The 25,382-nt window shown below is 70.7% G+C and carries 28 protein-coding genes; 18 read left to right on the top strand and 10 right to left on the bottom strand.

Going from position 1 to position 25,382, the window contains the following annotated elements:
* Positions 1–267: 267 nt before the first annotated feature.
* From ABIA36_RS02140 to ABIA36_RS02120, 5 genes are read left to right on the top strand one after another with little or no spacing between them, the layout of a single operon-like run.
* Positions 268–1,545, top strand: coding sequence for a flavin-containing monooxygenase (locus ABIA36_RS02140; RefSeq protein WP_369960630.1), 1,278 nt, complete (start codon positions 268–270; stop codon positions 1,543–1,545).
* Positions 1,545–1,985: a RidA family protein gene (locus ABIA36_RS02135; protein WP_369960629.1), complete on the top strand. Its 441-nt coding sequence runs from the start codon at positions 1,545–1,547 to the stop codon at positions 1,983–1,985. The genes ABIA36_RS02140 and ABIA36_RS02135 overlap by 1 nt, the downstream gene beginning before the upstream one ends.
* Positions 1,982–2,653, top strand: a complete 672-nt coding sequence (locus tag ABIA36_RS02130) for a DUF1028 domain-containing protein (RefSeq protein WP_369960628.1) — start codon at positions 1,982–1,984, stop codon at positions 2,651–2,653. Before ABIA36_RS02135 ends, ABIA36_RS02130 begins: the two co-directional genes overlap by 4 nt.
* Complete coding sequence (locus ABIA36_RS02125; protein ID WP_369960627.1) at positions 2,646–3,794, top strand: M20 family metallopeptidase; 1,149 nt, start codon at positions 2,646–2,648, stop codon at positions 3,792–3,794. Before ABIA36_RS02130 ends, ABIA36_RS02125 begins: the two co-directional genes overlap by 8 nt.
* Positions 3,791–5,185 carry an aspartate ammonia-lyase gene (locus ABIA36_RS02120; protein ID WP_369960626.1) on the top strand — a complete coding sequence of 465 codons (1,395 nt, stop codon included), beginning with the start codon at positions 3,791–3,793 and terminating at the stop codon, positions 5,183–5,185. Before ABIA36_RS02125 ends, ABIA36_RS02120 begins: the two co-directional genes overlap by 4 nt.
* A gap of 80 nt (positions 5,186–5,265) precedes the next feature.
* On the opposite strand, the gene ABIA36_RS02115 is transcribed toward ABIA36_RS02120, so the two are convergent.
* The 3 genes from ABIA36_RS02115 to ABIA36_RS02105 are packed head-to-tail and all read right to left on the bottom strand — an operon-like array spanning position 5,266 to position 6,602.
* Positions 5,266–5,661 carry a PIN domain-containing protein gene (locus tag ABIA36_RS02115; protein ID WP_369960625.1) on the bottom strand — a complete coding sequence of 132 codons (396 nt, stop codon included), beginning with the start codon at positions 5,659–5,661 and terminating at the stop codon, positions 5,266–5,268.
* Positions 5,658–5,924 carry a type II toxin-antitoxin system Phd/YefM family antitoxin gene (locus ABIA36_RS02110; RefSeq protein ID WP_369960624.1) on the bottom strand — a complete coding sequence of 89 codons (267 nt, stop codon included), beginning with the start codon at positions 5,922–5,924 and terminating at the stop codon, positions 5,658–5,660. Before ABIA36_RS02110 ends, ABIA36_RS02115 begins: the two co-directional genes overlap by 4 nt.
* Positions 5,925–5,969: 45 nt before the next feature.
* Entirely contained in the window at positions 5,970–6,602 is a 633-nt protein-coding gene (locus tag ABIA36_RS02105) for a TetR/AcrR family transcriptional regulator (RefSeq protein WP_369960623.1), read from the bottom strand.
* Positions 6,603–6,704: 102 nt separating this feature from the next.
* On the opposite strand from ABIA36_RS02105, the gene ABIA36_RS02100 reads away from it, so the two are divergent.
* Positions 6,705–8,678, top strand: coding sequence for a primary-amine oxidase (locus ABIA36_RS02100; RefSeq protein WP_369960622.1), 1,974 nt, complete (start codon positions 6,705–6,707; stop codon positions 8,676–8,678).
* Positions 8,678–9,190, top strand: coding sequence for a hypothetical protein (locus ABIA36_RS02095; RefSeq protein WP_369960621.1), 513 nt, complete (start codon positions 8,678–8,680; stop codon positions 9,188–9,190). Before ABIA36_RS02100 ends, ABIA36_RS02095 begins: the two co-directional genes overlap by 1 nt.
* A gap of 6 nt (positions 9,191–9,196) precedes the next feature.
* On the opposite strand, the gene ABIA36_RS02090 is transcribed toward ABIA36_RS02095, so the two are convergent.
* Both ABIA36_RS02090 and ABIA36_RS02085 read right to left on the bottom strand, forming a co-directional pair.
* Entirely contained in the window at positions 9,197–9,445 is a 249-nt protein-coding gene (locus ABIA36_RS02090; RefSeq protein WP_369960620.1) for a DUF6457 domain-containing protein, read from the bottom strand.
* On the bottom strand, positions 9,445–10,017 hold the full coding sequence (locus ABIA36_RS02085) for a molybdenum cofactor guanylyltransferase (protein WP_369960619.1): 573 nt from the start codon (positions 10,015–10,017) through the stop codon (positions 9,445–9,447). Before ABIA36_RS02085 ends, ABIA36_RS02090 begins: the two co-directional genes overlap by 1 nt.
* 176 nt (positions 10,018–10,193) lie before the next feature.
* On the opposite strand from ABIA36_RS02085, the gene ABIA36_RS02080 reads away from it, so the two are divergent.
* The 3 genes from ABIA36_RS02080 to ABIA36_RS02070 all read left to right on the top strand — a co-directional run bounded on the left by ABIA36_RS02080 (position 10,194) and on the right by ABIA36_RS02070 (position 14,728).
* Positions 10,194–12,206 carry a UvrD-helicase domain-containing protein gene (locus tag ABIA36_RS02080; RefSeq protein ID WP_369960618.1) on the top strand — a complete coding sequence of 671 codons (2,013 nt, stop codon included), beginning with the start codon at positions 10,194–10,196 and terminating at the stop codon, positions 12,204–12,206.
* A gap of 157 nt (positions 12,207–12,363) precedes the next feature.
* Positions 12,364–12,957 carry a PadR family transcriptional regulator gene (locus ABIA36_RS02075; protein WP_369960617.1) on the top strand — a complete coding sequence of 198 codons (594 nt, stop codon included), beginning with the start codon at positions 12,364–12,366 and terminating at the stop codon, positions 12,955–12,957.
* A gap of 73 nt (positions 12,958–13,030) precedes the next feature.
* Positions 13,031–14,728: an ABC1 kinase family protein gene (locus ABIA36_RS02070; RefSeq protein ID WP_369960616.1), complete on the top strand. Its 1,698-nt coding sequence runs from the start codon at positions 13,031–13,033 to the stop codon at positions 14,726–14,728.
* A gap of 95 nt (positions 14,729–14,823) precedes the next feature.
* Here the strand turns inward: ABIA36_RS02070 and ABIA36_RS02065 are convergent, their stop codons facing one another.
* Together ABIA36_RS02065 and ABIA36_RS02060 are read right to left on the bottom strand one after the other, a co-directional pair.
* Complete coding sequence (locus ABIA36_RS02065; RefSeq protein WP_369960615.1) at positions 14,824–15,669, bottom strand: SDR family NAD(P)-dependent oxidoreductase; 846 nt, start codon at positions 15,667–15,669, stop codon at positions 14,824–14,826.
* 21 nt (positions 15,670–15,690) lie between these two features.
* The gene (locus ABIA36_RS02060) at positions 15,691–15,984 is read right to left on the bottom strand and encodes a hypothetical protein (protein WP_369960614.1); all 294 of its coding nucleotides are present in this window, start codon (positions 15,982–15,984) and stop codon (positions 15,691–15,693) included.
* Between the two features lie 145 nt (positions 15,985–16,129).
* Here ABIA36_RS02060 and ABIA36_RS02055 point away from each other — a divergent pair, with 145 nt between their 5' ends.
* Positions 16,130–16,402 carry a hypothetical protein gene (locus tag ABIA36_RS02055; protein WP_369960613.1) on the top strand — a complete coding sequence of 91 codons (273 nt, stop codon included), beginning with the start codon at positions 16,130–16,132 and terminating at the stop codon, positions 16,400–16,402.
* Positions 16,403–16,405: 3 nt separating this feature from the next.
* Here the strand turns inward: ABIA36_RS02055 and ABIA36_RS02050 are convergent, their stop codons facing one another.
* The gene (locus ABIA36_RS02050; RefSeq protein WP_369960612.1) at positions 16,406–16,699 is read right to left on the bottom strand and encodes a hypothetical protein; all 294 of its coding nucleotides are present in this window, start codon (positions 16,697–16,699) and stop codon (positions 16,406–16,408) included.
* 95 nt (positions 16,700–16,794) lie between these two features.
* On the bottom strand, positions 16,795–16,989 hold the full coding sequence (locus tag ABIA36_RS02045; RefSeq protein ID WP_369960611.1) for a hypothetical protein: 195 nt from the start codon (positions 16,987–16,989) through the stop codon (positions 16,795–16,797).
* A gap of 282 nt (positions 16,990–17,271) precedes the next feature.
* Here ABIA36_RS02045 and ABIA36_RS02040 point away from each other — a divergent pair, with 282 nt between their 5' ends.
* The 4 genes from ABIA36_RS02040 to ABIA36_RS02025 all read left to right on the top strand — a co-directional run bounded on the left by ABIA36_RS02040 (position 17,272) and on the right by ABIA36_RS02025 (position 22,406).
* Positions 17,272–17,652 (top strand): SHOCT domain-containing protein, encoded by a 381-nt coding sequence (locus ABIA36_RS02040; protein WP_369960610.1) that lies wholly within the window; start codon positions 17,272–17,274, stop codon positions 17,650–17,652.
* 311 nt (positions 17,653–17,963) lie between these two features.
* A complete protein-coding gene (locus ABIA36_RS02035) occupies positions 17,964–19,331 on the top strand; it encodes an NAD-dependent succinate-semialdehyde dehydrogenase (RefSeq protein WP_369960609.1) in 1,368 nt (455 codons plus the stop codon).
* 135 nt (positions 19,332–19,466) lie between these two features.
* Positions 19,467–21,437, top strand: coding sequence for an esterase/lipase family protein (locus ABIA36_RS02030; protein ID WP_369960608.1), 1,971 nt, complete (start codon positions 19,467–19,469; stop codon positions 21,435–21,437).
* Positions 21,438–21,470: 33 nt separating this feature from the next.
* Complete coding sequence (locus ABIA36_RS02025) at positions 21,471–22,406, top strand: PrsW family intramembrane metalloprotease (protein ID WP_369960607.1); 936 nt, start codon at positions 21,471–21,473, stop codon at positions 22,404–22,406.
* Between the two features lie 3 nt (positions 22,407–22,409).
* Here the strand turns inward: ABIA36_RS02025 and ABIA36_RS02020 are convergent, their stop codons facing one another.
* Positions 22,410–23,237 carry a hypothetical protein gene (locus ABIA36_RS02020; protein ID WP_369960606.1) on the bottom strand — a complete coding sequence of 276 codons (828 nt, stop codon included), beginning with the start codon at positions 23,235–23,237 and terminating at the stop codon, positions 22,410–22,412.
* Positions 23,238–23,355: 118 nt separating this feature from the next.
* Between ABIA36_RS02020 and ABIA36_RS02015 the strand changes: the two genes are divergently transcribed.
* From ABIA36_RS02015 to ABIA36_RS02005, 3 genes are all read left to right on the top strand, one after another.
* Positions 23,356–23,556 (top strand): hypothetical protein, encoded by a 201-nt coding sequence (locus tag ABIA36_RS02015; RefSeq protein WP_369960605.1) that lies wholly within the window; start codon positions 23,356–23,358, stop codon positions 23,554–23,556.
* Positions 23,557–23,592: 36 nt separating this feature from the next.
* A complete protein-coding gene (locus tag ABIA36_RS02010; RefSeq protein ID WP_369960604.1) occupies positions 23,593–24,186 on the top strand; it encodes a YdeI family protein in 594 nt (197 codons plus the stop codon).
* A 125-nt stretch (positions 24,187–24,311) separates the two neighbouring features.
* Complete coding sequence (locus ABIA36_RS02005; RefSeq protein WP_369960603.1) at positions 24,312–25,379, top strand: hypothetical protein; 1,068 nt, start codon at positions 24,312–24,314, stop codon at positions 25,377–25,379.
* The last annotated feature ends 3 nt before the right edge of the window (positions 25,380–25,382 follow it).

The raw sequence follows: 25,382 nt of genomic DNA, 5'->3' as shown, positions 1-25,382 counted from the left end.
GCCGGGGACCTCCCGCCGTGGTCTTCGCAGAGTACGCACCAGTGGTGCATCGAAACGAGCGTTGAAAAGCGTTGAAGTGCATCATTTGAACTGATGCAATCGTCTGGCGTGGCCGGGCCGTCGCGATCGAGAGGTTGGATTCGCGCACACGTCGCACACGCGAGCATCACTTCTACTGATCTAATGCCCCGATTCTCATTGTTTTACAGATTCGCGCTGACCTGCTGACAATGGCCAGACCATCACGCATCAGCGAAGGAGATCAGCATGTCGAGCCAGGAAATCGAGGTCCTCGTCGTCGGCGCGGGACAGGCCGGTGTCGCGATGAGCGCCCACCTGACCGAGCGCGGCATCCCGCATCTCGTGCTGGAGCGCGGCCGCATCGCCGAGCGCTGGCGGTCCGGACGCTGGGACTCGCTCGTCGCGAACGGGCCGGCCTGGCACGACCGCTTCCCCGGCCTGGAGTTCGACGACGTCGACCCGGACGGCTTCGCGCCCAAGGAGCGGGTCGCCGACTACTTCGTCGCCTACGCCGCGATGACGAACGCGCCCATCCGCAGCGGCGTAGAGGTGCTGTCGGTCCGCCGCAACACCGGCGCGCCCGGCTTCCAGGTGGAGACCACGGACGGCTCGTACACCGCGCGCTATGTCGTGGCCGCGACCGGGCCGTTCCAGAAGCCGGTCATCCCCACCGTCATCCCGGCCGCGGCGGGCGTCGAGCAGCTGCACTCCAGCGACTACCGCAACCCGGGCCAGCTCCCGGCCGGCGGCGTGCTCGTGGTCGGCGCCGGCTCCTCGGGCGTGCAGATCGCCGACGAGCTGCGCCGCGCCGGCCGGCAGGTGCACCTCTCCGTCGGACCGCACGACCGGCCGCCGCGCCGCTACCGGGGCCGCGACAACGTGTGGTGGCTGGGCGTCCTCGGCAAGTGGGAGGCCTCCGCCCCCGCCGCCGGCGCGGAGCACGTGACCATCGCCGTCAGCGGCGCGCGCGGCGGCCGCACCGTGGACTTCCGCGAGCTCGCCGAGAGCGGCATCACGCTGGTCGGCCGCACCCAGGACTACGCAAACGGCGTCATCCGGTTCGGCGGCGACCTGGCCGCCAACATCCACGCCGGCGATGCCAACTACCTCTCGGTGCTCGACGAGGCCGACGCCTACATCGAGCGCAACGGTCTCGACCTCCCCGAGGAGCCGGAGGCGCGCATCCTCGGCGCGGACCCCGCGTGCGTCACCGACCCGGTCACCGAGCTCGACCTCGCCGCGGCCGGGATCACCTCCATCGTGTGGGCGACCGGCTTCGGCGTCGACTACAGCTGGCTGCAGGTGGATGCGCTGGACGCGGCGGGCCGGCCCGTGCACCAGCGCGGCGTCTCCGCCGAGCGCGGCGTCTACTTCCTGGGCCTGCCGTGGCAGTCGCGCCGCGGCTCCAGCTTCATCTGGGGCGTCTGGCACGACGCCGGCTACATCGCCGACCAGATCCAGATCCAGCGCACCTACCTGTCGTACGAGAACGCCGCGGTCGCGGCGGAAGGAGCAGCCGTCTGATGCCGACCCACACCCGCATTCGCCCGTTCAACACCAAGGACACCTACCCAGAGCAGAACCTCGACAACGACCTCTGCCAGGCCGTCGTCGCGGGCGGCGTCGTCTACCTGCGCGGCCAGATCGGCCAGGACCTCGACACCCGCGAGTCGGTCGGCATCGGCGACGTGGAGGCGCAGGCCGAGAAGGCGATGGCCAACATCGCGATGCTGCTGGAGGAGGCCGGATCGAGCCTCGAGGACGTCGTGAAGGTCGTCATCTACATCATCGACCCGCGCTACCGGGAGGCCGTCTACCGGGTGGTCGGACGCTGGCTGAAGGGCGTCTTCCCGGTCTCCACCGGCATCGTCGTGTCTGCGCTGGCCCGGCCGGAGTGGCTGGTCGAGATCGACGCGACGGCGGTCATCAGCTCGCCGACCGCCGCGGCGGGAGGCGCGAAGTGACCTTCTCCATCCTCGCCGTCGACGGCACCGGGGCGATCGGCTCGGCCATCTGCTCCTCGTCGCCCGCGGTCGCCGCCCGCTGCGTGAACCTCGCCGACGGCGTCGGCGGCGCGCACTCCCAGAACATCACCGACCCCCGCCTCGGGCCGCAGCTCATCGACGGCCTGAGCGACGGCCGGTCGGTGGGGGAGGTGCTGGCGTGGGTCGTGGACTCCACGCCGGATATCGACTACCGGCAGCTCCTCGTGATCGACCGGAACGGCCGCTCGGCCATCCACTCGGGCTCGCACGTGCTCGGCCACCACGGCCAGGCGCAGTCGGCGCACGCCGTCGCGGCGGGCAACATGCTCGCGTCCGACGACATCCCGCAGCGCATGGTGGACGCGTTCGAGGCGTCCACGGGCGAGCTGGAGGTGCGGCTGCTGGCCGCGCTCCAGGCCGCGATCGCCGCGGGCGGCGAGGAGGGGCCGGTGCACTCGGCCGGCGTCGCGGTCGTGCGCGACGCCGGCTGGCGGGTCACCGACCTCCGCGTCGACTGGGCAGAGAACCCGGTCGAGCTGCTGGGGGAGATCCTGGTCGAGACGTGGCTCCCGCAGCGGGACGCGTACGTGACGCGCGGGCTGATGCCCGCGGGCGCGCCGAGCTACGGAGTGCCGGGGGATGAGTGAGGTCGCGGTCGACGCGGCCACGAGTCTGAAGGACCGCGTCCGCGCGCTCGTCGACGCCGGCCTCCCGTCGCTCGTCGCCCTCTCCGAGGCGCTGCACGCCGACCCGGAGACAGCGTGGAACGAGCACCGCGCCAGCGCCCGCCTCCAGGAGGCCCTGGCCGCCCGCGGCTTCGCCGTCACGCCCGCCTACCTCGGCCTGGACACGGCGTTTCTGGCCACGGCCGGTTCGGGGCCGGTCCGCATCGGCGTCTGCGCCGAGTACGACGCCCTCCCCGGCCTCGGGCACGCCTGCGGCCACAACCTCATCGCCGCGATCGGCGTCGGCGTCGCGTCCGCTCTCGCCCCGCTCGCCGATGAACTCGGCATCACCGTGGAGGTCTACGGCACCCCGGCCGAGGAGGGTGGCGGCGGCAAGATCGAGCTGCTCGACCGCGGAGCGTTCGGCGGCCTCGACCTCGCGCTGATGGCGCACCCCGGGCCCGTGGACGTTGCCGAGGCGCGCCCGTTCGCGGTCGCGCACTCGCACGTTCAGTACGACGGGAAGGCGGCCCACGCCGGCGCCTATCCCGAGGAGGGCGTCAACGCCAACGACGCCTTCGTGGTCGCGCAGGTGGCGATCGGGCTGCTGCGCCAGCAGCTCCCGCACTCGGCGCGGGTGCACGGCATCCAGACGGTCGGCGGGCAGGCGCCCAACGCCATCCCGGACCGCACCGAGGGCCGCTGGTACGTCCGCGCCGAGACGCTGGCGGAACTGGAGCGCATCGAGGAGAAGGTGAACCGCTGCTTCGAGGCGGGCGCGCTCGCCTCCGGCACGACGCTCACCGTCACACCGGAGAGCAAGCCGTACTCGGAGTTCCGCAACGACGAGCGGGCGCTGGCGTTCTACCGCGCGAACGCCGAAGCGCTCGGCCGGGTGTTCGACGGCTCGTCCGCCGCAGGGCGGATGAACCGCGCCTCCACCGACATGGGCAACGTGTCGCAGGTCGTCCCGGCCATCCACCCGTACATCGGCGTCGGCAGCCTCCCGGCGACCAACCATCAGCCCGAGTTCGCAGCCGCGTGCGTCGGGCCGCTCGCCGAGAAGGCGCTGCGGGACGCCGCGGTCGCGCTCGCACAGACCGTCGTGGATGTCGTGTCGTGACCGCGACCCGAATCGAGCACGACTCGCTCGGGCCGGTCGAGGTGCCGGCCGACGCCTACTGGGGCGCGCACACCCAGCGCGCCGTCGAGAACTTCCCGATCTCCGGGCGGGGGATCGGCACGTATCCCGAGCTCGTGACCGCCCTGGCGCTGGTCAAGCAGGCAGCCGCACGGGCGAACGCGGAGATCGGGGTGCTGGAGCCGTCCGTCGCCGGCGTCATCGACACCGCCTGCCAGGACATCGTGGAGGGCGGCCTGCACGACCAGTTCGTGGTCGACCTCATCCAGGGCGGCGCCGGCACCTCCACGAACATGAACGCCAACGAGGTGATCGCGAACCTCGCGCTCGAACGCCTCGGGCTTGCGCGCGGGAGGTACGACGTCCTCCACCCGTTGGACCACGTCAACCGCAGCCAGAGCACGAACGACGTGTACCCGACCGCCGTCAAGGTCGCGCTCACCATCGGGCTGCGGCGGCTGATCGCCGAGCACGCCCTGCTGGCGTCGGCCTTCCGCGCCAAGGGAGTGGAGTTCCGCGACCACCTGAAGATCGGCCGTACGCAGTTGCAGGACGCCGTGCCGATGACGCTCGGCCAGGAGTTCACGGCGTTCGCGGTGACGATGGACGAGGACAACCTGCGGCTGACCGAGACCATCCCGCTGCTGGCCGAGATCAACCTCGGCGCGACCGCGATCGGCACCGGCATCACCGCGTCGCCCGGCTACGCGTCCGCGGTCGTGCGGCACCTGGCGGCGTCGACCAGGCTGCCGCTCGTGACCGCCACCGACCTCATCGAGGCGACCTCGGACACCGGCGTCTTCATGCTCGTCTCGGCGGCCCTGAAGCGCGCCGCGATCAAGCTGTCCAAGATCTCCTCGGACCTGCGCCTGCTGTCGAGCGGCCCCCAGTTCGGCTTCGGCGAGCTGCACCTCCCGCCGCGCCAGGCCGGCTCGTCGATCATGCCCGGCAAGGTCAACCCGGTCGTCCCGGAGGTGGTCAACCAGGTCGCGTTCGCCATCGCGGGCGCGGACGTGTCGATCACCATGGCGGCCGACAACGGCCAGCTCCAGCTGAACGCGTTCGAGCCGGTCATCGCCAACGCGCTGCTGCAGGGGATCACCTGGCTGACGAACGCGTGCCGCACGCTGCGGGTGAACTGCGTGGACGGCATCCAGGCCGACGCCGAGCTGCTGCGCACCCGCGTGGCCTCCTCCGTCGGCCTCGTGACGGCGCTGACTCCGCGGATCGGCTACACCACAGCCGCGCAGATCGCCCACGAGGCGCTCGAGACCGGCGGAGACGTGCGCACCGCGATCGTCGGCCGCGGCCTGCTCACCGCGGAGGAGTACGACGCGATCACCGACCCCCGCGCCCTCACCGGCGCGCGCTGAGCCCCGCGCCATCGGTTCCGGAGTTGTGTACGCCTCCACTCGGCGTGTCGCGTGCACGACTCCGGGAGCGATGGCTCGGGTCAGTCGGCGGGGATCACGCGCACAATGCGCTCGAGGCCGGCGAAGTCGGCGAGGTTGTGCGTGACGATCGCGGCGCCGTGCGCCCGGGCGACCGCGGCGATCATGAGGTCGGCGATCCGACCGCGCGGTGACCTCCCGGAGGCGTGCACGGCCTCGACGATCCGTCCGTAGTACATCGCTGCGACATCATCGAATGGGACTCCGCTGCCGAACGCCTGCCGGATTTCGAGAACCTGGAGCTTGCGATCGGCAAGCGCCGCCGCATCCAGGTCGGGCGCGACGAGCCCCTGCTCGAGTTCGGCGTAGCTGATGGAGCAGATCGACACTTCGGTGATCTCGTCCGGCACGACGTATCCGCCGGTGATGACGACGTTGGTGTCCAGCAGCGCCCTCACTGCCAGGGGTCTCGCAGGTCCTGCTCGGAGCGCTGAGCCTGGAGCTCGTGCGCCCAGTCCTCGTCGCCGCTCCTGCCGAGAAGGGGCGCGACCTGGCCGACCGGCACCCAGGCCGAGTCGACGTGCGGCACGATGTCCGCGATGGCCCTGCCATGGCTGGTCACCACATAGCGTTCGCCGCTTTGGACATCGGCGAGCATCTTCGTCGGGTTCTGTCGAAGCTGCCCGACCGTGATGCTGTGGTCAGCGATGGTCGAAATCATCTCTCAACCGTACATCCCCCCGTAGACAATTGTCTACAGGGGGTATCAGCTCGCCCAGTCGCGGAGGGTCGCGGCGGCGGGGGAGGCGGTGCCGCTCAGCCACGGCACGACCGCTGTCGCGAGCGTCCGGCGGACCTGCGTCGTGTCGTCCTCCACGGATTCCGCCGCCCAGATCACCTGTTCGCCGGCGTAGACCGAGTCGAGCAGGCGCACCAGTGGCTCGATCGGCGTGGTCGCCACGAGCTCGCCGTCGGCCACCGCGTCCGCGAGCGCCGTGCGGGTCAGCTCGGTGAACTCGCGCGGCCGGCCGAACGCCGAGCGGGGGTCGGAGCCCGCGTGCACCTGCCCCCAGAACGCCACCACCACGCGCGCTTCCTCGCGGGTCACCGCGGACGTCGGCAGGATCTCCTCCGCGATCGCGAGCAGCGCCGCGAGCCCGCGGGTGTCGCCCGTGCGCGCCGCGATCCGCTCCAGCGTGCGGTCGATCCCCCGCTGGGCCGCTGCCTCCGCGATCTGTTCGACCGAGTCGAAGTAGTGCCAGAGGGTGCCCGGCACCACGCCGAGGTCGGCCGCGACCGAGCGCCCGTGCGTCCCGGCGACGCCGGTGCGCGCGAGCACGCGCAGGTAGGCGTCCACGATGTCGCGGCGGCGCTGGTCGTGATCGACGATCTTCGGCACGCGTCCCATCTTGCACGACGAGGGGGTCGCGCTCTTCCCAACACGGGTTTTTGACGCTACAGTCAATAACAATCGGGATCCGCCGACGAAGGAGTTTCTGGAATGTCCCTGACGATCGCCACCGCGACCTCCCACCCGCTCGCCGCGCTCACCGGAGCCGAGATCGACCGCGCCCGCGAGGTGTTCGCCGCCGCCGGCCTCGTGACCGAGCACACCCGGTTCACCTACGTGATGCTGCGCGAGCCGCACAAGCGCGACGTCCTCGACCCCGACCGCGCCGCCGGCCTGCACCGCGAGGTGGAGGCCCTGCTGCTCGACTTCTCGACCGGTGCCGTCACCCAGGCCGTTGCCGACCTCACCACCGGCACCGTCGTCCACACCCGCGAGCTCGATCCTGTGACCGAGGGCACCGCGCCCGTCCTGGATGAGGAGTTCGGCCTGGTGGACGAGATCGTCAAGGCCGACGCCGGCTGGGTCGCCGCGCTCGCCAAGCGGGGAGTCCACGACCTCAGCACGGTCCGCACCTGCCCGCTGACCGCCGGCCACTTCGACTACGACGACGAGGAGGGCCGCCGGATGTTCCGCGTGCTCGCGTTCGTCCAGCGGAGCGAGTCCGACCTCCCGTGGGCGCACCCGATCGACGGCGTCGTCGCCCACGTCGACACCCTCTCCCGCTCGGTGATCCGCCTGGTGGAGACCCCGATCGACACCGTCCCGATGGAGTCCGGCGACTACCTCGACCCGGAGGTCACCGGCCCGCTGCGCACCTCGCTGAAGCCCATCGAGATCGCCCAGCCGGAGGGCGTCAGCTTCCAATACCGGGACGGCGTGCTGAGCTGGGAGAACTGGGACCTGCGCGTCGGCTTCAACGGCCGCGAGGGCCTCACCCTCCACGACGTCGCGTTCACCTACCAGCAAGAGCGCCGCCCCATCCTGTACCGGGCCTCCATCTCGGAGATGGTCGTCAACTACGCCGACCCCACGCCCATCCACGGCTGGCAGAACTACTACGACGCCGGCGAGTACCAGTTCGGCCGCCTCGCCAACTCGCTGGAGCTCGGCTGCGACTGCCTCGGCGACATCTTCTATCTGGATGCCGTGGTCGCCGACGACTTCTGCAACCCGCGAGTGATCACGAACGCGATCTGCATCCACGAGGAGGACTACGGCATCCTCTGGAAGCACACCGACGAGTTCACCCACACCTCGGAGGCCCGCCGCCAGCGCCGCCTGGTCGTCTCCTTCTTCACGACCGTCGGCAACTACGACTACGGCTTCTACTTCTACTTCTACCTGGACGGCACGTTCGAGGTGGAGGCCAAAGCGACCGGCATCGTCTTCACCGGCGCCCACGACGGCGGCGACGACCCGTACTCCACCCCGCTCGGGCCCGGCCTCGGCGCACCCGTGCACCAGCACATGTTCTGCGCCCGGCTCGACATGACCGTGGACGGCGTGGCCAACGCGGTCGACGAGATCGACGTCGCACGCGTGCCCGTCTCCGAGAGCAACCCGTGGGGGAGCGCGATCGGCCGGACCATCACCCGCCTGTCCTCGGAGTCCTCGGCTGTTCGAGATGCCGACGGCTCGGTGGGCCGCGTCTGGTCGATCAGCAGCGCCTCCCGCCGCAACCGCGTCGGCCGCCCGACCAGCTACGTGCTGCACCCGTCGTCGGAGCCCGCGCTGTTCTCGGCCGACGAGGCGCACCAGCGTCGCCGTGCGGGCTTCGCCGCCCACCACCTCTGGGTGACGCAGTACGAGCCGTCCGAGCTGTGGGCGGCCGGCTACGCGGTGAACCTGCATCCCGGCGGCGCCGGCCTCCCCGCCTACGTCGCGCAGGACCGCCCGCTCGACGGCGAGGACATCGTGGTGTGGCACACGTTCGGCCTGACGCACTTCCCGCGGCTGGAGGACTGGCCGATCATGCCGGTGGACTACGCGGGGTTCACGCTGAAGCCGTACGGATTCTTCGACCGGAACCCGACACTGGACGTGCCGCGGTCGGCGTCGGCGTCGTGCCACGCTGCACCTTCCACGGCCGCCTCCTGCGGCGCGGATTGCACCTGCGGGCACTGATGCTGCTCGACGTGGGAGCGCTCGGGGCCTCCACGGTCTCCGCGTGCTGCCTGCTCGGATCGCCGCGTCCGGTGCGCGTGTGGGTGTCCGCCGGACTGATGGTGCTGGCGATGGTCGGCTGCGTGCTGGGGGCTTCCGTGCCCGGGGTCGGCTTGGCCTCCGTCGTGCTGTCGCTGGCGTCGGCGGGGTTCGCTCTGCAGCGACGGGCGGGTCGGGTGCAGCCGATGAGCCTCCACCGGGCCCTCGGCGGGGTGACGATGGCGGCGCTCGTGGCGATGTCGCTCGGGATGGCGCACGGCGGCGGCGCTCCTGTTGCGGCGCACGCGCACGGGGTGTCGCTCGGTGCGATCGTGGGCGCGTTCGTCGCGGGGTACCTCGCCTACAGTGCGTGGCTGCTCGTCACGATGGCGCGGGCGCGCAGGCTCCCGCATCGTCTCGGCGCACGCGGACTGCTGGAGTTCGGCGAGGTCGCCGGGATGGCCGTCGGCGTCCTGCTGATGTCGGTGATGTAGGCCGGCTCAGCCTTCGTCGGCCTGCCCGGCCTCCGCGATCGCCACGCGCAGCTCCCGCGAGACATCCTCGAGTGTCCGCCCGGCCCCGACCGCCATCCCGGCGATGTAGGTCGTGAGCGGCGCGGCCGGACGCGTCACCCCGTGGGCGGCGTCCTTCGCGAGGTCGAGCAGGGCGGCGACGTCGCCCGGCTCCAGGCTCACACCCAGCCGCCGCGCGGCTGCACCGGCCCAGGCGTCAAGTTCCTGCGGTTCCATCAGTGTCGCTCCTTCAGTCGTTCGAGGTCGTGCTGTTCGTCGATGTCCGCGACGGCGTCTCGGTGGGCGCGGACGATCGGGAGGCCGAGGTGCCCGATCAGCGCGCGGGCCGGCTGGCCGGCGGTGCCCCCGGTGACGTCGAGCTGTTCGAGCTGCGCCCGGAGCGCCGCCACCGGGACACGCGCGAGCAGCCACTGCACGTTCCCGTCGTCGTCGGCGAGCACGCCCGCGTCGACGGCGTGCAGCGCGGCGATCGTGCTGCGTGGTCGAGCAAGATCGGCCGAGACGATCAGGGTCTCGGAGGCCGTCTCCGGCAGCGCCGCAACGCCCGCCGCGATGCCCGCGCACGGCCCACCCCACCGCGGATACTCGGACACGACCACGACCCTGCGCGGCACCGTCTCGTTGGTCGCAGACACCAGGACGACGGTCCCGCAGCCGCTCACGGCCTCCATCGTCCGCTGCAGCAGCGTGCGCCCATCGACCTCCGCGAGCAGCTTGTCACTGCCGAAACGCGTCGAGCGGCCGCCGGCGATGACGATGGCGGCGGGTGGTGGGGGAGGGAGGGGCACGGGGTCCAGCCTGGCACGGTTTGACCACTATCGTTTGGGAAAACGCACGGTAGACAGCTCGTACCTCCAACTGGGTGTGTCGAGACCAGAGCGTCCCGACAAAGCTGAAGCCGGAAACGAAAGTGGGAGGGCACCCCGTGGCTTCGGCAGGATATTCGGCTGGGGAGGAAGCGCGAATGCGCGCAGCTTTGGCGGCGGAGCACGATCGGCTTGCCGCGATCGCACGCCAGGACGCTGAACGGTGGATGATCGCCCATCGCACGGAAAAGCAGGTCGCGGTCAGTCTGGCTCCTCTGACCGCCGCGGGATACGTCCTCGTCCATGATCGAGGCTGGCCGGGTTCGCGCTCGCGCGCCCAGATCGATCACGTCGTGGTCGGGCCGGGAGGCTTGTTCATCGTCGACACCAAGGCGTGGGCTGACGTCGAGATCATGCTCAACCGAATCTTCCGAGGCCAGGCCGACGTCACCGATGAGCTCGCGGGACTCGCCGAGGTGGGACGTGGCACCGAGGAGGTCATGGCCGAGCTGGGTCTCGCGCCGGGGCAGGTCCACGTGGTCGTCGTGCTCGCCGGACGCACGATGAGGGCGACGGAGGTCGCCGGTGTCGTCGTGGTCGGAGAGAAGCAGGCAGCCAAGCACATCAACTCGTACGGCAGGCGGCTCACAGAGTCTCAGGTCAATGGCGTTCTGACCGCTGCTCTCCGTCACTTCCCGGTCCTCGACGCGGCGCAGATCGACCTCGACGCGAGCATCGCCGAGCCTGTGATCCCAGAGGCCGATCCTGAACCGTTGTTCGATGTCGAGGAGGTTGCCGACATTCTCCTCGAGGGCTTGATGGCGGCTCCGATCGAGGAATGGATGGCGTTCCTTCATCCCAGCCAGGCGAAGCTCGTCCGTCGGAGTTTCAATGGTCCCTCGCGTGTGCGCGGCTCTGCGGGGACGGGGAAGACCGTGATCGGTCTTCATCGAGCTGCCTATCTCGCTCGTTCTCAACGGGACAAGATCCTCGTCACGTCTTTCGTGAGGACGCTTCCCGACGTGCTGGGAAACCTGCTGGCGAGGCTCGCTCCGGACGTGGCCGGACGAGTGGAGTTCACGGGTGTCCACGCTTTCGCGTCACGTCTTCTCAAGCAGCGCGGGGTCCGAATCAGACTCAACGGAACCGAGGCGGATCACGCCTTCACCTCGGCGTGGCTATCGACGGGGGCGCGTGGTGCTCTTGTCGAGGTGGACCACAATCTGCGCTATTGGAAGGACGAGATCAGCTACGTCATCAAGGGACGCGGGCTTACGCGCTTCGAGCAGTACGCGGAACTGACCAGAACCGGTCGACGGCGGCCGCTCGGGCTGGATCAGCGCCGTGAGGTGTGGAGGTTGTACGTCGCCTATCAGGAGGAGCTGAAGCGTCGGGGAGTGGACGACTTCGATGATGTGATCCTGCGCGCGGAGGCGTCTCTTCGGGACAGGCCGCTGGCCGGCTACGGCGCGGTCGTCATCGACGAGGCGCAGGATCTCACGTGCGCGATGGTCCGCATGCTGCATCTGCTCGTAGGCGACAAGGCGGATGGTCTCACCCTCATCGGCGATGGGCAGCAGTCGATCTACCCGGGAGGCTTCACGCTCAATGAGGCGAACGTGTCGATCGCCGGGCGCGGCGTCGTGATGTCGACCAACTACCGGAACACGCGCGAGATCCTGGAGTTTGCGTCCGTGCTCATCGAAGGCGACGTGTTCGCTGACATCGACGGGGGAGTCCGGGGCCGCGATGGCCTCAGCAACGTCCCCCGCTCGGGCCCTGCGCCGATTTCCCGCCGCTTCGACGCGCGAGCCGTTCACGACAGGGAGTTCGTGGCTCACTTCGCGAACCTGCCGTGTCCGCCCGGCGATGTCGGGGTTCTGTGTCTGACGTCGCAAGGAGTACAGGCTGCCATTCGCACACTGACAGCGGCGGGGATTCCGGTGCACGAACTGACCGAATACAAGGGCATCCCCGTGAACGCCGTCAAGGTCGGCACGATCAAGCGAGCGAAAGGTCTCGAGTTCAAGCAGGTGATGCTGCCGCGCGTCCCGGCGTGGGTCGTGGATGCGAACGGCACGGACGACGAGGCCCTGACGATCCACCGACGTGAGCTCTACGTTGGGATGACGCGCGCGCGTGACGGACTCTGGGTGGGCGTGTGCAGTTAGGGGCTGAATAGGTGAAGTCTCGGGTGACGCCGGACGGCCGGATTCCGCATGTTCAGCGAACCTTCCGAGTCGCTGCGAACCCTCCCGTTTTCACCTCGAACGATATATCGTTAACTATCGTTACCGACTCACCCCGATCCCTTTCAGGAGGCACATCATGAGCGGAACATTCACCGGCGGCGGTGGCTGGGGCAACATGAACGCGGACGGCCTGTTCCAGGCGTTCGACCAGCTGCGGTCGCAGTTCGAGAAGAAGGTCGGCACCCGGATGGGCCGCGGCGACGTGCGCGCCGCCGTGCTCGCGCTGCTCGCCGAGAAGCCCATGCACGGGTATCAGATCATCCGGGAGATCGAGGAGCGCAGCGGCGGGAGCTGGAAGCCGTCGGCCGGGTCCGTCTACCCGACGCTTCAGTTGCTCGCGGATGAGGGGCTCATCACGGCCGACGAGTCCAATGGGCGCAAGACCTACTCGCTCACCGAGGAGGGCCGTGCGGCCGCCGAGGAGGCCGGGCCGGCGCCGTGGGCTCCCGAGGAGAAGAAGGAGGACAGCCGCGGCTGGGGTCCGGGCAACTGGACCGGCGGGCACAACCCGTTCGACTCCGAGCTGCCGAAGGCCGGCATGGCGCTCGCGCAGGCCGCCGCCCAGGTGCGGCGCACGGGCACGCCCGAGCAGGTCAAGGAGGCCGCCGCGGTCCTCGACGAGGCGCGGCGGAAGCTGTACTCGATCCTCGCCCAGGACGCCCAGGACTGAGCGGGTGGCGGCGCCCGACGCGGCCGGATCAGGCGCGACGACGACACCAGGGACGAACAACAGGACATCAGCAGTGGCGGGCTCGGGGAAGACCCGGGCCCGCTACCGCCGCATCCTGCGGTTCGCCGCGGCCAACCTCATCCACATCTGGTGGTACGACCTCGTCCTGCCGCGGATCGGGCTCGCGCGTCTCAGTGAACGCGGGCGCACCAAGCGGCTCACGGGGTTCGCCCGCCGCTTCCACAACCTGGCTGTCGAGCTCGGCGGGCTGATGATCAAGGTCGGGCAGTTCCTGTCCTCCCGGCTCGACATCCTGCCGCCGGAGATCACCAAGGAGCTCGAAGGGTTGCAGGACGAGGTGCCGGCGGTGCCGTTCGAGGCCATCCGGCGGCTCGCCGAGGCTGAGCTGGGGATGCCGTTGGAGCGCGTCTTCGACAGCATCGACCCCGTCCCGGTCGCGGCGGCCTCCCTCGGGCAGGCGCACCGGGCGCGGCTCGCCGCACAGGACCGCGAAGAGACGGGGCTCGATACCGTCGTCGTCAAAGTGCAGCGGCCGGGGATCGACGCGATCGTCGACGTCGACCTCGCGGCGCTGCGGCGCGTCGGCGGCTGGCTCAAGCGGGTCCGGGTGGTGGCCGACCGGGTGGACATGCCGGCGCTGGTGGAAGAGTTCGCGGCGACCAGCCTGGAGGAGATCGACTACCTCCACGAGGCACGGAGCGCTGCGCGGTTCGCGGAGGACTTCACCCACGACCCGCGCGTGGCGGTGCCGGAGGTGGTCTGGGAGCGAACCACGCGGCGCGTGCTCACGCTCGAAGACGTGACGGCGATCAAGATTACCGACGTGGTCGCGTTGCGTGCCGCCGGCATCGACCCGGCGCACGTGGCCCCGGTGTTCGCCTCCGTCATGTTCGACCAGCTCTTCACGAACGGGTTCTTCCACGCCGACCCGCACCCGGGCAACATCTTCGTCACGCCCAGAGTCGCGCAGCCCGGCGACGGGATGGACGCGACGACGGCGCACCCGTGGAAGCTGACGTTCATCGACTTCGGGATGATGGGGGAGGTCCCCGAGGGCACACGGCGCGGCCTCCGCAAGCTCCTCATCGCGGCGGCGGGCCGCGACGGCAAGGGGCTCGTGAGCGCGATGCGCGACGTCGGGGTGCTGCTGCCGACCTCCGACACCTCCGAGCTGGAGCGGGCGATGACGCAGCTCTTCGCGCGATTCGGCGGGATGGGCTTCGCGCAGTTGCGGGAGGTCGACCAGCGCGAGTTCCGCGACTTCGCCATCCAGTTCGGCGATGTGATCCGCTCGCTGCCGTTCCAGCTCCCGGAGCACTTCCTCCTCATCATCCGGGCGATGTCGCTCACGTCCGGCGTGAGCAGCGCGCTCGACCCCGAGTTCAACATGTGGGACTCGATCGAGCCGTACGCGACGCAGCTCCTCCGCGACGAGAGCGGCAACATGGTGCAGGACGCCCTGAAGGAGGCCGTGACGATCGCGGGTGTGGCCGTCCGGCTGCCGAAACGGCTCGACGGGATGGTCAACCGCATCGAGGAGGGCAACTTCTCGGTGAAGACGCCGGCGCTCGACCAGCGGATCGGGCGGCTCGAACGCGTCACCCGGCGGCTCATCGCGGCGGTCCTGTTCAGCGGGTTCCTGGTCGCGGGCGCGGTGCTGCTGCCGACGGTGCAGGCGTTCGGGATCGTGCTGATGAGCGTGTCCGCGGTGCCGCTGATCTACGTGCTCGTCGGCGGCCGGCGACACTAGCCGGGCGGCGTCGCTAGCCGGGCGGCGTCGCTAGCCGGGCGGCGTCGCTAGCCGGGCGGCGTCGCTAGCCGGGCGGCGTCGCTAGCCGGGCGGTGTCAGGCGCCCGTCACCCAGTGCCGGGTCACAGCCTGCACGTGCGCGCCGTCCAGGTCCGCGAGCTTCACGGCGGCGAACCGCTGCGCGGCCTCCGACGTCTGCACGCGAGCGGGAGGCTGCGCTGCGGTCAGCGTCTCGACGATCACGTCGGCCACCCCCTCCGGGGTCTGCGCCGCCGCCGGGTCGAACGCGGCGGCGGTGCGCGCCAGGTACGCGTTCAACGCGCCCTCGTACGGCGTCCCCGCCACGGCCGGCGCCTGCTGCGCCTGCACGTTCGCGACGAACTCGGTCGTCACGGCGCCGGGCTCGATCACGCTCACGCCGACGCCCACGGTGGCGGCGACCGGTGTCAGCGACTCCATGAAGCCCTCGACGGCGAACTTCGCGGCGCAGTACGCCTCGTTGAAGGGCTGGCCGACCACGCCGCCGACGCTCGACACGGTGACCACCCGGCCGCCGCTCTCGCGCAGCAGCGGCAGCGCCGCCTTGGTCATCGCGACGACGCCGAAGAAGTTGACCTCCATCACGGCGCGCACGGCCTCGACGGACTCCAGCTCGACCGTCCCGAGGTGCCCGGCGCCCGCGTTGTTGAGGAGGGCGTCGAGGCGGCCGTACGTCGACCGGATGTGGTCGAGGCAGGCCTCGATGGAGCGCGGCGACGTCACATCCAGCGACTGCAGGTCGAGGGTGACGCCGGCGGCGTCGGCAGCCGCGCGCAGCTCGGACGCCCTGCCGAGGTCGCGCATGGTGGCCACGACGGTGAACCCGTGGCGGGCGGCGGCGACCGCGGTCGCGAGGCCGATACCGGAGGACGTTCCGGTGACGAGGAGGATCGATTCGGTCACGATGTCATCCTGCCACCGCGGTCAGTGCTCGGGCAGGGTCACCCGCTCCCCGTCCCGGGTGAACCCGCGCGTCGCCTCGTCGTAGGTCGTGTGCGAGCGTTTCGGCGACGAGTCGGCCGGCGGCGGCACCTCGGCGTGTTCGAGGGCGCGGAGCACGAGCGTCTCGACCAGGTGGGATGCCGTGGTGTGGCGGTGCAGCGCGATCCGGACGAGCGCGGCGTACTCCGGCTCGCTCAGGTGCAGTTTGAGGGGGATGCCTCCGGGCACGGTGCCGGGGCCGAGGGCGGTCGGGCCGGTGGCGTTGGCTTCGCTCATGTGCGGATTGTGCCTCGTGCGGCACCGCCTTGGCTATTCCCGAGATTTTGTCCCCCGGACCAGGCGACGACACGTCTTGCCGCGTCCGGGACGGCAGGTGCATCATGCGGCCACACGTCGCGGGAGACTTTCGGGGGGTGGGCTCATGGACGATTCGAGCGGCACCTTCGTCGCCGTCTTCCTCTACCCGGACGACTCCGCCGAGGGCGTGAGTCGGCGGCTCCCGATCGTCGGCGCCGGCCCTCCCGCGGTGATCCGGGCGGCCTCGGCGTTCGAGGGCGCCGCCGCGGTCGACGTGTTCCGTCTGGTCGACGCCAGCGCGTGGCCGGAGGCCGCGGCCTACCTCTACGAGGGGACGGTGCCCGGCACCCTGGCCGACGACGACGGCGTCGAGCAGGTGTCCACGCCCGACGACTGAGCGCTACCGCGGGGTGTACTCGTACACGACCGCCGACCAGTGGTTGTCCAGCTCGTCCCACGCCGCGTCGTCCATGTACGCCAACCGGAACTGCAGGTTCAGCACCGGGCCGAGCACCTCGAGCACGTCGGGACGGAACGGCATCTCGGGAGGGAGCCCGAGCCCGAAGCTGTGGATGACGCTGTCGTCGGCGGCACGCAGCCACACGCCCCAGCCGCGGTCGAGTGGCATGGCGACCACGCGGAACACGTGCGCTGGCTCGTAGTCGGCGGGGAGCGCGTCCGGGAGGTCGGTCATGGGACCAAACTACACAGCAGGGTCGGACGGGCACAGCAGCAGCGCTACGCCACAGCGCCACAGCGCCACCGGGTCGCCGGGCCGCCGGGCCGCGCTCAGGACGGCGCCTGCGCCTTGGCCGCCGGATCCGCCGCCGCGGTATCGGGCCGCCCACGCCGCACCTCCGCCACCCCGGCGCAGAACGCGCACATCGCCGCCGCCAGCAGCACCACGAGCGCGTCCACCAGCCGGACCGTGCTCAGCTCGGCACCGGGCGTCGTCGCCAGAGCGACCAGGGCGACAATGGCCACCGCCCCCGCGAATCTGGCGAGCTCCCGCATCGAACATCCCCGCATCTCGTTCCGGCCGGCAGCGCGGCCCTGAGCGCTCCGTGGCCGGCCTCCCCACCGGCCGCCCTGCTCGGCCACAGGATGCATCATCGGGACGGCGCCGGGAAGGTCCCAATCGGGTCGGGCGGCCCCGATTCCGAACTTTTCCGGATGCGCGCGAATCGGGTGTAGCCACGGCACGCCGCGCGGGGGTACATTCCGGTCGCCGGGCCGAGGATCCGGCGAAGGGGAGGAGCACCGATCATGAACAACTTCTGGAGTTTCGTGGCGCTGTTCTTCTGGAGCTTCGCTTTCATCGCGTACCTGTTCGCGCTGTTCGCGATCATCGGCGACCTGTTCCGGGACCACACGCTCAACGGGTGGTGGAAGGCGGTGTGGATCATCTTCCTGATCTTCGTGCCCTTCCTCACCGCTCTGGTTTACCTGATCGCCCGCGGCCGCGGGATGGCGGAGCGGAACATGAAGGAGGCCGTCGACACGCAGGCCGCGGTGGACGCGCACATCCGCGACGTCACCTCCGCTGCGAGCCCGGCGGACGAGATCGCCAAGGCGCAGGCGCTGCTGGACTCTGGCGCGATCTCGCAGGACGAGTTCGCGCACCTGAAGGCGCGGGCACTGGGGTAGGCGCGAGCGTCAGGCGTCGATTTCGGGCGCCACGGCGGTTCAACCCCTGTGCGCCGTGGTGCCCGGGTCTTCCCGCGCCTAGTCATGCCTGCGGCGATGACAGGAGATCACCGCTGGATCTCCTGTCGGACGGCGTTCCGCAGGAGTCCGCGCGGCGTGCCGAGCCCGAACTCCTGCCGAGGCGGCGCGTCGGCGCGTAGCGCCGGCCCCGCCGGACCCGTAGGGTCTTACCGAGGCCTCCTCGCCGGAGGCTGCCTCAGCCACGTTCACCCCAGGGCCACGACCCCGTCACTGTAGGAATAAGGAGCAACATGAGCTACGCCGTGACCAATCCCGCCACGGGCGAGACGGTCAAGACCTTCGACACGATCACCGACGCCGGTCTCGAAGCCGCGATCGCGTCGGCCGAGAACGCGTACCGCACCTGGTCGAAGACGACCACGGTGGAGGAGCGCGCGGCCCTGGTGCGCCGCGTCGGGGAGCTGCACATCGAGCGCCGCCAGGAGCTGGCCGACATCATCGTGCGCGAGATGGGTAAGCCGGTCGAGCAGGCGCTCGGCGAGGTGGACTTCGCCGGGGCGATCTACGAGTACTACGCCGACCACGCGTCGGAGTTCCTGAAGGACGAGCCCATCCAGCTGCTCGACGGCACCGGCTCTGCGGTCGTCCGCCGCTCGGCGCTGGGCGTGCTGCTCGGGATCATGCCGTGGAACTTCCCGTACTACCAGGTCGCCCGCTTCGCCGGCCCGAACCTGATCATCGGCAACACCATCCTGCTCAAGCACGCCGAGCAGTGCCCGGAGTCCGCCGCCGCGATCGAGAAGATGTTCCTGGACGCCGGCTTCCCGGAGGGCGCCTACGTCAACATCTACGCGTCGCACGACCAGATCGAGAAGGTCATCGCCGACCCGCGCGTGCAGGGCGTCTCGCTGACCGGCTCGGAGCGCGCAGGTGCGGCGGTCGCCGAGATCGCCGGCCGCAACCTCAAGAAGGTCGTGCTGGAGCTGGGCGGCTCCGACCCGTTCATCCTGCTCTCGACCGACGACCTGGACGCGACCGTGCAGAACGCCGTCGACGCCCGCCTCGACAACAGCGGCCAGTCCTGCAACGCCGCGAAGCGCTTCGTGGTCGCGGACGAGCTGTACGACTCCTTCCTGGAGAAGTTCACCGCCAAGCTCGCCGAGGTGGAGGCCACCGACCCGACCAGCGAGTCCTCCGCGCTCGGCCCGCTCTCGTCGCTGAAGGCGGCCGAGGGCCTGGACGAGCAGGTCAAGCGCGCCGTCGCCAACGGCGCGACCCTGGTGCGCGGCGGCGGCCGCAATGGCGCGTTCTTCGAGACGACCGTGCTCACCGACGTCACCCCGGACAACCCGGCCTCCAAGGAGGAGTTCTTCGGGCCGGTCGCGCAGGTGTTCCGCGCGAAGGACGAGGCGGACGCTGTGCGCATCGCGAACGACACCCCGTTCGGGCTCGGCTCGTACCTCTACACGACCGACGAGGAGCAGGCCCTCCGGGTCGCCGACCAGATCGAGGCCGGCATGGTCTTCGTCAACGTCGTGCTGGCCGACGGTGCGGAACTGCCCTTCGGCGGCGTGAAGCGCTCCGGCTCGGGCCGCGAGCTCGGCCGCTTCGGCGCCGACGAGTTCGTCAACAAGAAGCTCATCCGCATCGGGGGCTGAGGCTCTCGCTGCTACGGACGGCCGGTCGCCTTCGGGTGGCCGGCCGTCCGGCGTTGTGTTTGGGCAAACCAGGAGTAGGGGCCAGTAGACCCTCCGGTCTTGACACTTCCTCACTATCGGCGGGACCCTGTCCCCGTGCAAGAGCTGCCGATCGTCTACTGCCGCGGGTATGCCGGCCCGACCAGCCAGATCGACTCCACGGTCAACGATCCTTTCTACGGCTTCAACGAGGGCGCCACCCACACCCGGGTCAACGGGGATGGCGAGCCGATGTTCTACCAGTTCGAGGGGCCGCTGCTACGGCTGCTGGGGGAGCGCGCCTACCAGGTGCTCGTGCGCGGCAGCCAGAAGGAGCTGCTGGCGACCGCCGCTGACGGCTCGCTGGCGCAGAAGTCCATCTGGATCCACCGCTTCTACGACGAGGCCGCCACCACCTATGCGGCGCCGACGCCGCGCTCCGGTAACCTGTTCGACCGGGCGGTGACCTGGACCGAGGACCTGGTCCACGAGCACTTGGAGTCGCGCGGCTTCGACATCGAGCAGGCCGCGCGCGAGCTGTACGACCTCGTGCTGCTGGTCCGTGCCAAGACCGGGGCGCCGAAGGTGTTCCTGGTCGCGCACTCGATGGGCGGCCTGGTCGCGCGCTGCATGATGCAGAAGGTGTGCGAGGAGGACGGCCGCATCCCGGCGAAGGAGCTGGTCGCCAAGCTCTGCACCTACGCGACGCCGCACGGCGGGATCGTGTTCACCGGCGGCCTCCTCAACTGGCTGATGGAGACCTTCGGCCCGGCCGGGTCGGACATCTTCTCGCCGCCCAAGATGTACGGCTACCTGACCCCGGGCAAGAAGTTCGGGGACACCCCGGTCGGGCACACCTGGGACCCGCGCATCATCCCGCCGTCGGTCTTCGACGTGGACGACGTGTTCTGCATCATCGGCACCGACCAGAACGACTACAACCTGGCGAAGCTCGGCGTCGGGCCGCGCAGCGACGGGCTGGTGCTGATCGAGAACGCCTACGTGAAGGGCGCGCACCGTGCGTTCGTCTACAAGTCGCACTCCGGCCCCTACGGCGAGGTGAACTCCGAGGAGGGCTACCAGAACCTGTCGCGCTTCCTGTTCGGGCACTGGGCGGTGCAGGTCGAGCTGAGCAAGCTGCCGCCCGCGTCGGTCGTGGCCGCGCAGCCGGACGTCGCGTGGCAGGCCGACCTCCAGCTCGCCATCCGCGGGCTGTCGGTGCTGATCACCGAGCAGAAGGCCATGCACTACAACCCGGTTCAGCTCAACGCGGAGATCGCACAGCACGCGCCCGGCGCCACGGGCGACGACTCGGTGGACGCGCCCATCCCGCTGGTGGGGACGTTCCTGTTCTCGAAGGAGCCGCCCGCCGACCTCCCGCCCACGCACGTCACCCCGGGGGTGGGGGACGACACGGGGCCGGCCGCCGCGCCCGCCGCGTCGAGCACCGCGCCCGCCGCGTCGAGCACCGCGCACGCCGCGCCGACCGCGCCGAGCGCCGCGCCCGCGCGCCAGGGCTGGTGGCACCGCTTCGTGGAGTCGTTCGGAGCAGGGGAGGACGAGCCCGCCGCCGACGCCGCCTCGCTCCAGCCGGTGGACATCGCCCTCGAGAACCCCCTCGACCCCACGCTCCCCGAGGTGTCGGCCGCCGCGGTCGCCTCCGTCGCGCACGACCTCACCGCGGCGGCCGCCGCCGCGCCGGTCGCCTCCGACTACGCCCGCCTCAGCCAGGACCTCTCCCGCTACGCCCTCACCCTCCGCGTCTACCAGGTCATCACGCACGACGGCGTCTTCGACTTCTCCAGCAACCTGGAGCAGGTCGGCGACTGGCAGGACGTGCTGATCGTCGACATCGGCCGGGCCGCCGACGGGAGGTTCGGCGCATGGACGGGCTGGAACAGCGCGGTTCCGGGGGCGGTGAACCAGGTCGGCCAGATGGCGGACGAGCTCACGCTGACCCCCGACCGGCAGGACCGCAACGTCATCCACGCCGTGCTCGACCTCCCCGCCGCCGCCCGCGCCCTCCCGATCTTCGGCCCGGCCGCGCAGCTCGCGTTCACGATCGTCAACCGGGACCCGGAGGGGTAGGCCCGGCGGCCCGATGCGGCTAACGTCGGCCGCATGACCTCCGCCGAAACCCTGGACGTCGAGGATCGCGCCCACCCGCACCACCACCACGGCTGGTGGTGGAAAACGCTCCTGGCCGGGTTCGGGCTGTGGGTGGTCACCATCGTGGTCACCGCGTTCACCGGCAATATCAACCTGGTCCCGACGCTCATCCTGCTGGGCAGCTTCCTGGTGCCGTTCTGCGTCGTGCTGTTCGCCATCGAGCGCGTGACCGGGTCGATCAGCACGCTGCAGCTCATCCTCGCGTTCTTCGTCGGCGGCATCTTCGGTGTGCTCGGCGCCTCGCTGCTGGAGGCCGACCTCCACCAGAGCTTCTGGGTCTACGGCCTGGTCGGGCTGATCGAGGAGTTCGTCAAAGTGGTGCTGCTGCTGATCTTCGGCTGGCGGACCGTGCCGAAGACCGCGAAGCAGGGCGCTCTGCTCGGCGCGACGATCGGGGCGGGCTTCGCGGCGTTCGAGTCGGCGGGCTATGCGTTCAACGCGGCCATCACCTCCCGCGGAATCGACCTGGTCTCCCTGCTGCAGACGGAGTTGGTGCGCGCCATCCTCGCGCCGGTCGGGCACGTGCTGTGGACGGCCATCCTCGGCGCGGTGATCTTCGGCGCGGCCCACGGCGGGAGACGGTTCCGCTGGTCGTGGTGGATCCTGCTCACCTACGCGTGCGTGTCGCTGCTGCACGCGGCCTGGGACTCCGCGTCGGACGTCGCCACGTTCTTCGCGGTGCTGACCAACGGGAGGGCGGTGCAGGAGCTGCAGAGCGGAGGGTTGCAGCAGGGCACGGCGAACCAGGTGGAGTCGCTGGCGACCGTGCTCTACGTGGTGGGGCTGGCGATCGTGTCGGCGGCGGGCATCGTCACGCTGTGGCTGGTGCTGCGGCACTACCGCCGGGCGCAGGCGCTCGCGGAGGCGCGGGCGGCGCCCGTGCAATAGCGGTCAGCGCGCGATCGGGCCGGGGCGGTCGGCGTAGGTGCGCCCGGTGACCACGAGCCGAAGGATCGCGGGCGCGACGTCGTAGCGCTCGGCCAGTTCGGCGAGGGGCGTGCCCGCGGCGTACGCCTCGCGGATGCCGCGCACCTCCTCGTCGCCGAGCCGTCTGCGGTGGGCCTCGGCGATCGGACCGCCGTGGCCGGCGTGCGAACTTCCGCGCACGATGAGGCTGACCCGCTGCTGGCTGGTGCCGAACCGGCGGGCGATCTCGGTCTGCGACACCCCGGCGCTGTGCAGCCGGCGCATCTGGACGACCTCGTCGTCGTCACCGGTCGCCTCCGCCACCCCGGTCGTCGCGCCGCGGACGACGGACGCGACCGTCCAGTGCGAGACGCCGAAGCTGTCTGCGATCGCCTGGCGGTCCTCGCCGGCGCGCACCCGCTCGCGGATCCGCTCCACCTGCTCCACGGTCAGCGGCCGGGCGCGCGTCGCCGCGGCGCCGGTCAGCGGGCCGCCGACGTCCGCGAACGCGCGGCCGGAGGCGATATTGGAGACCATCTGGTGCGAGATCCCGTAGCGCTCGGAGACCTCCGCTCGCGAGGCGCCGGCCGCGACGGCCTCCCGGATCGCCACGACCTCCGCGCTCGTCACCTTGCGGGCCTTGCCTGGCATGATCGGGCCGCCGGCCTCCTGACGCGACCTGCCCGTCACCAGGCTCGACACGGTGTTCTGGCGCACGCCGTACTCCGCCGCGAGCTGCACCTGCCGTGCGCCCGCCGCGTACTTCTCGCGCAGCTCGCGCACCTGCGCGTCGGTGAGCGGGACGGAGGCCATGAGCCGAGAGTATCGGTGCGGGCCGGGCTCGGAAAAGGTTCCCCGTGCCGGCCTCCCGCGGCACGGCTCTGTGCGCAGGCGCTACCCGGCGCCGCCCCTACTCGCTACTCTGTCGGCCATGAGCGACAATTCGCGCGGCCGGGTGGTCGTGCAGTCGGCGCAGTGGGGGTTCTTCTTCTTCATCGCGTACATCGGCGCGGCGGTCTACTTCGTGTCGGTCTCCGACGGCTCGTTCTGGGGAGTCGTGCTCGGCCTGCTGCAGGCGATCGTCTGGCCGGCGTACGTGGTCTACCACGTGCTGGTGCTGCTGCATGTGTGAGGCGCCGGTGTCGGACGTGCGCCCTACGATGGCGGAATGACGCCCGCCGCCTCCGCAGCCGCGACCGAGCTGATCGTCGCCGACGCCGCCGCCTGGCGGGCGTGGCTCGACGCCAACGAGGATGCGTCGGACGGCGTGTGGCTCGTGCTCGCCAAGAAGGGCACGACCGACCCGACCTCCCTCAGCTACGCGGAGGCGGTGGACGAGGCGCTCTGCAGCGGTTGGATCGACGGGCAGAAGCGGAGCCGCGACGCGGGGACGTTCGTGGAGCGGTTCACGCCGCGCCGCCCGGCATCGCTGTGGTCGCAGCGCAACATCGGGCTCGTCGAGGCGCTCATCGCCGAGGGCAGGATGCGGGACCGCGGCCGGGCCGAGATCGAGCGCGCCAAGGCGGACGGTCGTTGGGAGCGCGCGTACGCGCCGTCGAGCACGGCGGAGATCCCGGAGGACCTGGCCGCGGCGCTCGAGGTCTCGGCGGCCGCCGCCGCGACCTTCGCGACGCTCAACGCCGCGAACCGCTACTCCGTCATCCATCGCGTGGCCACCGCGCCGAGTGCCACCAGCCGCGGCAACCGCCTCGCCAAGCTGATCGGGATGCTGGAGGCGGGCCAGACGCCGCATCCGCAGTAGCGCCGCATCCGCAGTAACGCCGCATCCGCAGTGGCGCCGCATCCGCAGTGATGCTGCCGCAGTACCCCGGCTGACACCCGAATCGGGGAGCATCGGCGAACGGCCTCGCGCCCTAGGCTCGCTCCGTGACCGACACCGCGCCGCAGCGGACCCAGTACGACCTGGTTCCCGGGATGACCGCCTACCGCCTCAACGCCATCGTGAAGCGCGTGCAGATCGGGGTGTACGTGGCCGCCGGCGCCGTGGTGGCCCTGTACGTCATCGGCGTCTCGATACACGGTCGCCCCGCCGACCGGATCGTCATGACCCTGATCATCGTCGCTCCGTCCCTGACCTGGATCATGGTCAGCATGCTCCTCGTGCGGCGACGCGATATCGCCGAGACGGCCGCCGGATACACGACCCGCGCGGGCGTCCTCCATCAGTTCGACCAAGTGGACCCGGCGACCGGAGTCGTCATCCGGCGCGCGGGCTCCGCCGTGCTCACCAAGCCCGGACGCACGGCCGGGGACGGCGAGACGGCCGGACTGTCCGCGGGGGCGGTGCTGAACGGCGGGTCGTCCGGCGGCGTGCGGTTCGACGGAAGGTCTCGTCGGACGGGCGGCCTGCTCCTCGGCAGCGTCGTGACCGTCGCCCTCCTGCTCGTGGTCGGCATCCCTCTCGTCGTCGCCTCGGCGCACGGCGCGGACATCGGCGTGCCGCTCGTCGTGGTCCTGCTCGTGCTCGGTTTCACGGCCGGAGTCATCGCGATCGTCTACGGCGCCACCGCGCTCCGCACACGCCAGAAGACGAACGCGGTCGCCCGGCGGCGGCCCGACGCCTTCGTCTTCCTCAGCCGGCGCACGCCCGAGCTGGAGGACGCGCTCGAGGAGTGGGAGGGCGCGCACGGCACCCTCGGACAGTCGATCACGGTGTCGGTCGGCCCGGCGGGCGTCGAGCTGTGGCGCGGGTCCGCCGACGAACCGCGGGCTGCTTTCGCGTGGAGCGCGATCGGCCACGTCCATCCCGGGCGGCTGCTCGTGAGCATCAACAATCGGGAGTTCCCGGCCCGCACCATCCACATCTTCCTCGGCGACGGCACCCGGCTGGACGCGCCGCTCCCGGTCTACGGCCGACACGGGATCACCATCGCCGGCGCCGACCACGCCAACGAGGTGCTGGACGCCTTCCGCCGTTACACGACGGTCGCCTGAGCA

Origin of the sequence: Leifsonia sp. EB34 (genome assembly GCF_041260585.1) — a bacterium.
Lineage (GTDB): Bacteria > Actinomycetota > Actinomycetes > Actinomycetales > Microbacteriaceae > Leifsonia.
This window is presented reverse-complemented; position numbering and strand designations above follow the sequence as displayed.

Excerpts from the sequence above, each read along its gene's own strand:
- ABIA36_RS02140 (WP_369960630.1), top strand. The coding sequence starts at position 268 with ATGTCGAGCCAGGAAATCGAGGTCCTCGTCGTCGGCGCGGGACAGGCC.
- ABIA36_RS02135 (WP_369960629.1), top strand. The coding sequence starts at position 1,545 with ATGCCGACCCACACCCGCATTCGCCCGTTCAACACCAAGGACACCTAC.
- ABIA36_RS02125 (WP_369960627.1), top strand. The coding sequence starts at position 2,646 with ATGAGTGAGGTCGCGGTCGACGCGGCCACGAGTCTGAAGGACCGCGTC.
- ABIA36_RS02110 (WP_369960624.1), bottom strand. The coding sequence starts at position 5,924 with ATGATTTCGACCATCGCTGACCACAGCATCACGGTCGGGCAGCTTCGA.
- ABIA36_RS02100 (WP_369960622.1), top strand. The coding sequence starts at position 6,705 with ATGTCCCTGACGATCGCCACCGCGACCTCCCACCCGCTCGCCGCGCTC.
- ABIA36_RS02095 (WP_369960621.1), top strand. The coding sequence starts at position 8,678 with ATGCTGCTCGACGTGGGAGCGCTCGGGGCCTCCACGGTCTCCGCGTGC.
- ABIA36_RS02090 (WP_369960620.1), bottom strand. The coding sequence starts at position 9,445 with ATGGAACCGCAGGAACTTGACGCCTGGGCCGGTGCAGCCGCGCGGCGG.
- ABIA36_RS02080 (WP_369960618.1), top strand. The coding sequence starts at position 10,194 with ATGCGCGCAGCTTTGGCGGCGGAGCACGATCGGCTTGCCGCGATCGCA.
- ABIA36_RS02075 (WP_369960617.1), top strand. The coding sequence starts at position 12,364 with ATGAGCGGAACATTCACCGGCGGCGGTGGCTGGGGCAACATGAACGCG.
- ABIA36_RS02060 (WP_369960614.1), bottom strand. The coding sequence starts at position 15,984 with ATGAGCGAAGCCAACGCCACCGGCCCGACCGCCCTCGGCCCCGGCACC.
- ABIA36_RS02055 (WP_369960613.1), top strand. The coding sequence starts at position 16,130 with ATGGACGATTCGAGCGGCACCTTCGTCGCCGTCTTCCTCTACCCGGAC.
- ABIA36_RS02050 (WP_369960612.1), bottom strand. The coding sequence starts at position 16,699 with ATGACCGACCTCCCGGACGCGCTCCCCGCCGACTACGAGCCAGCGCAC.
- ABIA36_RS02040 (WP_369960610.1), top strand. The coding sequence starts at position 17,272 with ATGAACAACTTCTGGAGTTTCGTGGCGCTGTTCTTCTGGAGCTTCGCT.
- ABIA36_RS02035 (WP_369960609.1), top strand. The coding sequence starts at position 17,964 with ATGAGCTACGCCGTGACCAATCCCGCCACGGGCGAGACGGTCAAGACC.
- ABIA36_RS02025 (WP_369960607.1), top strand. The coding sequence starts at position 21,471 with ATGACCTCCGCCGAAACCCTGGACGTCGAGGATCGCGCCCACCCGCAC.
- ABIA36_RS02020 (WP_369960606.1), bottom strand. The coding sequence starts at position 23,237 with ATGGCCTCCGTCCCGCTCACCGACGCGCAGGTGCGCGAGCTGCGCGAG.
- ABIA36_RS02015 (WP_369960605.1), top strand. The coding sequence starts at position 23,356 with ATGAGCGACAATTCGCGCGGCCGGGTGGTCGTGCAGTCGGCGCAGTGG.
- ABIA36_RS02010 (WP_369960604.1), top strand. The coding sequence starts at position 23,593 with ATGACGCCCGCCGCCTCCGCAGCCGCGACCGAGCTGATCGTCGCCGAC.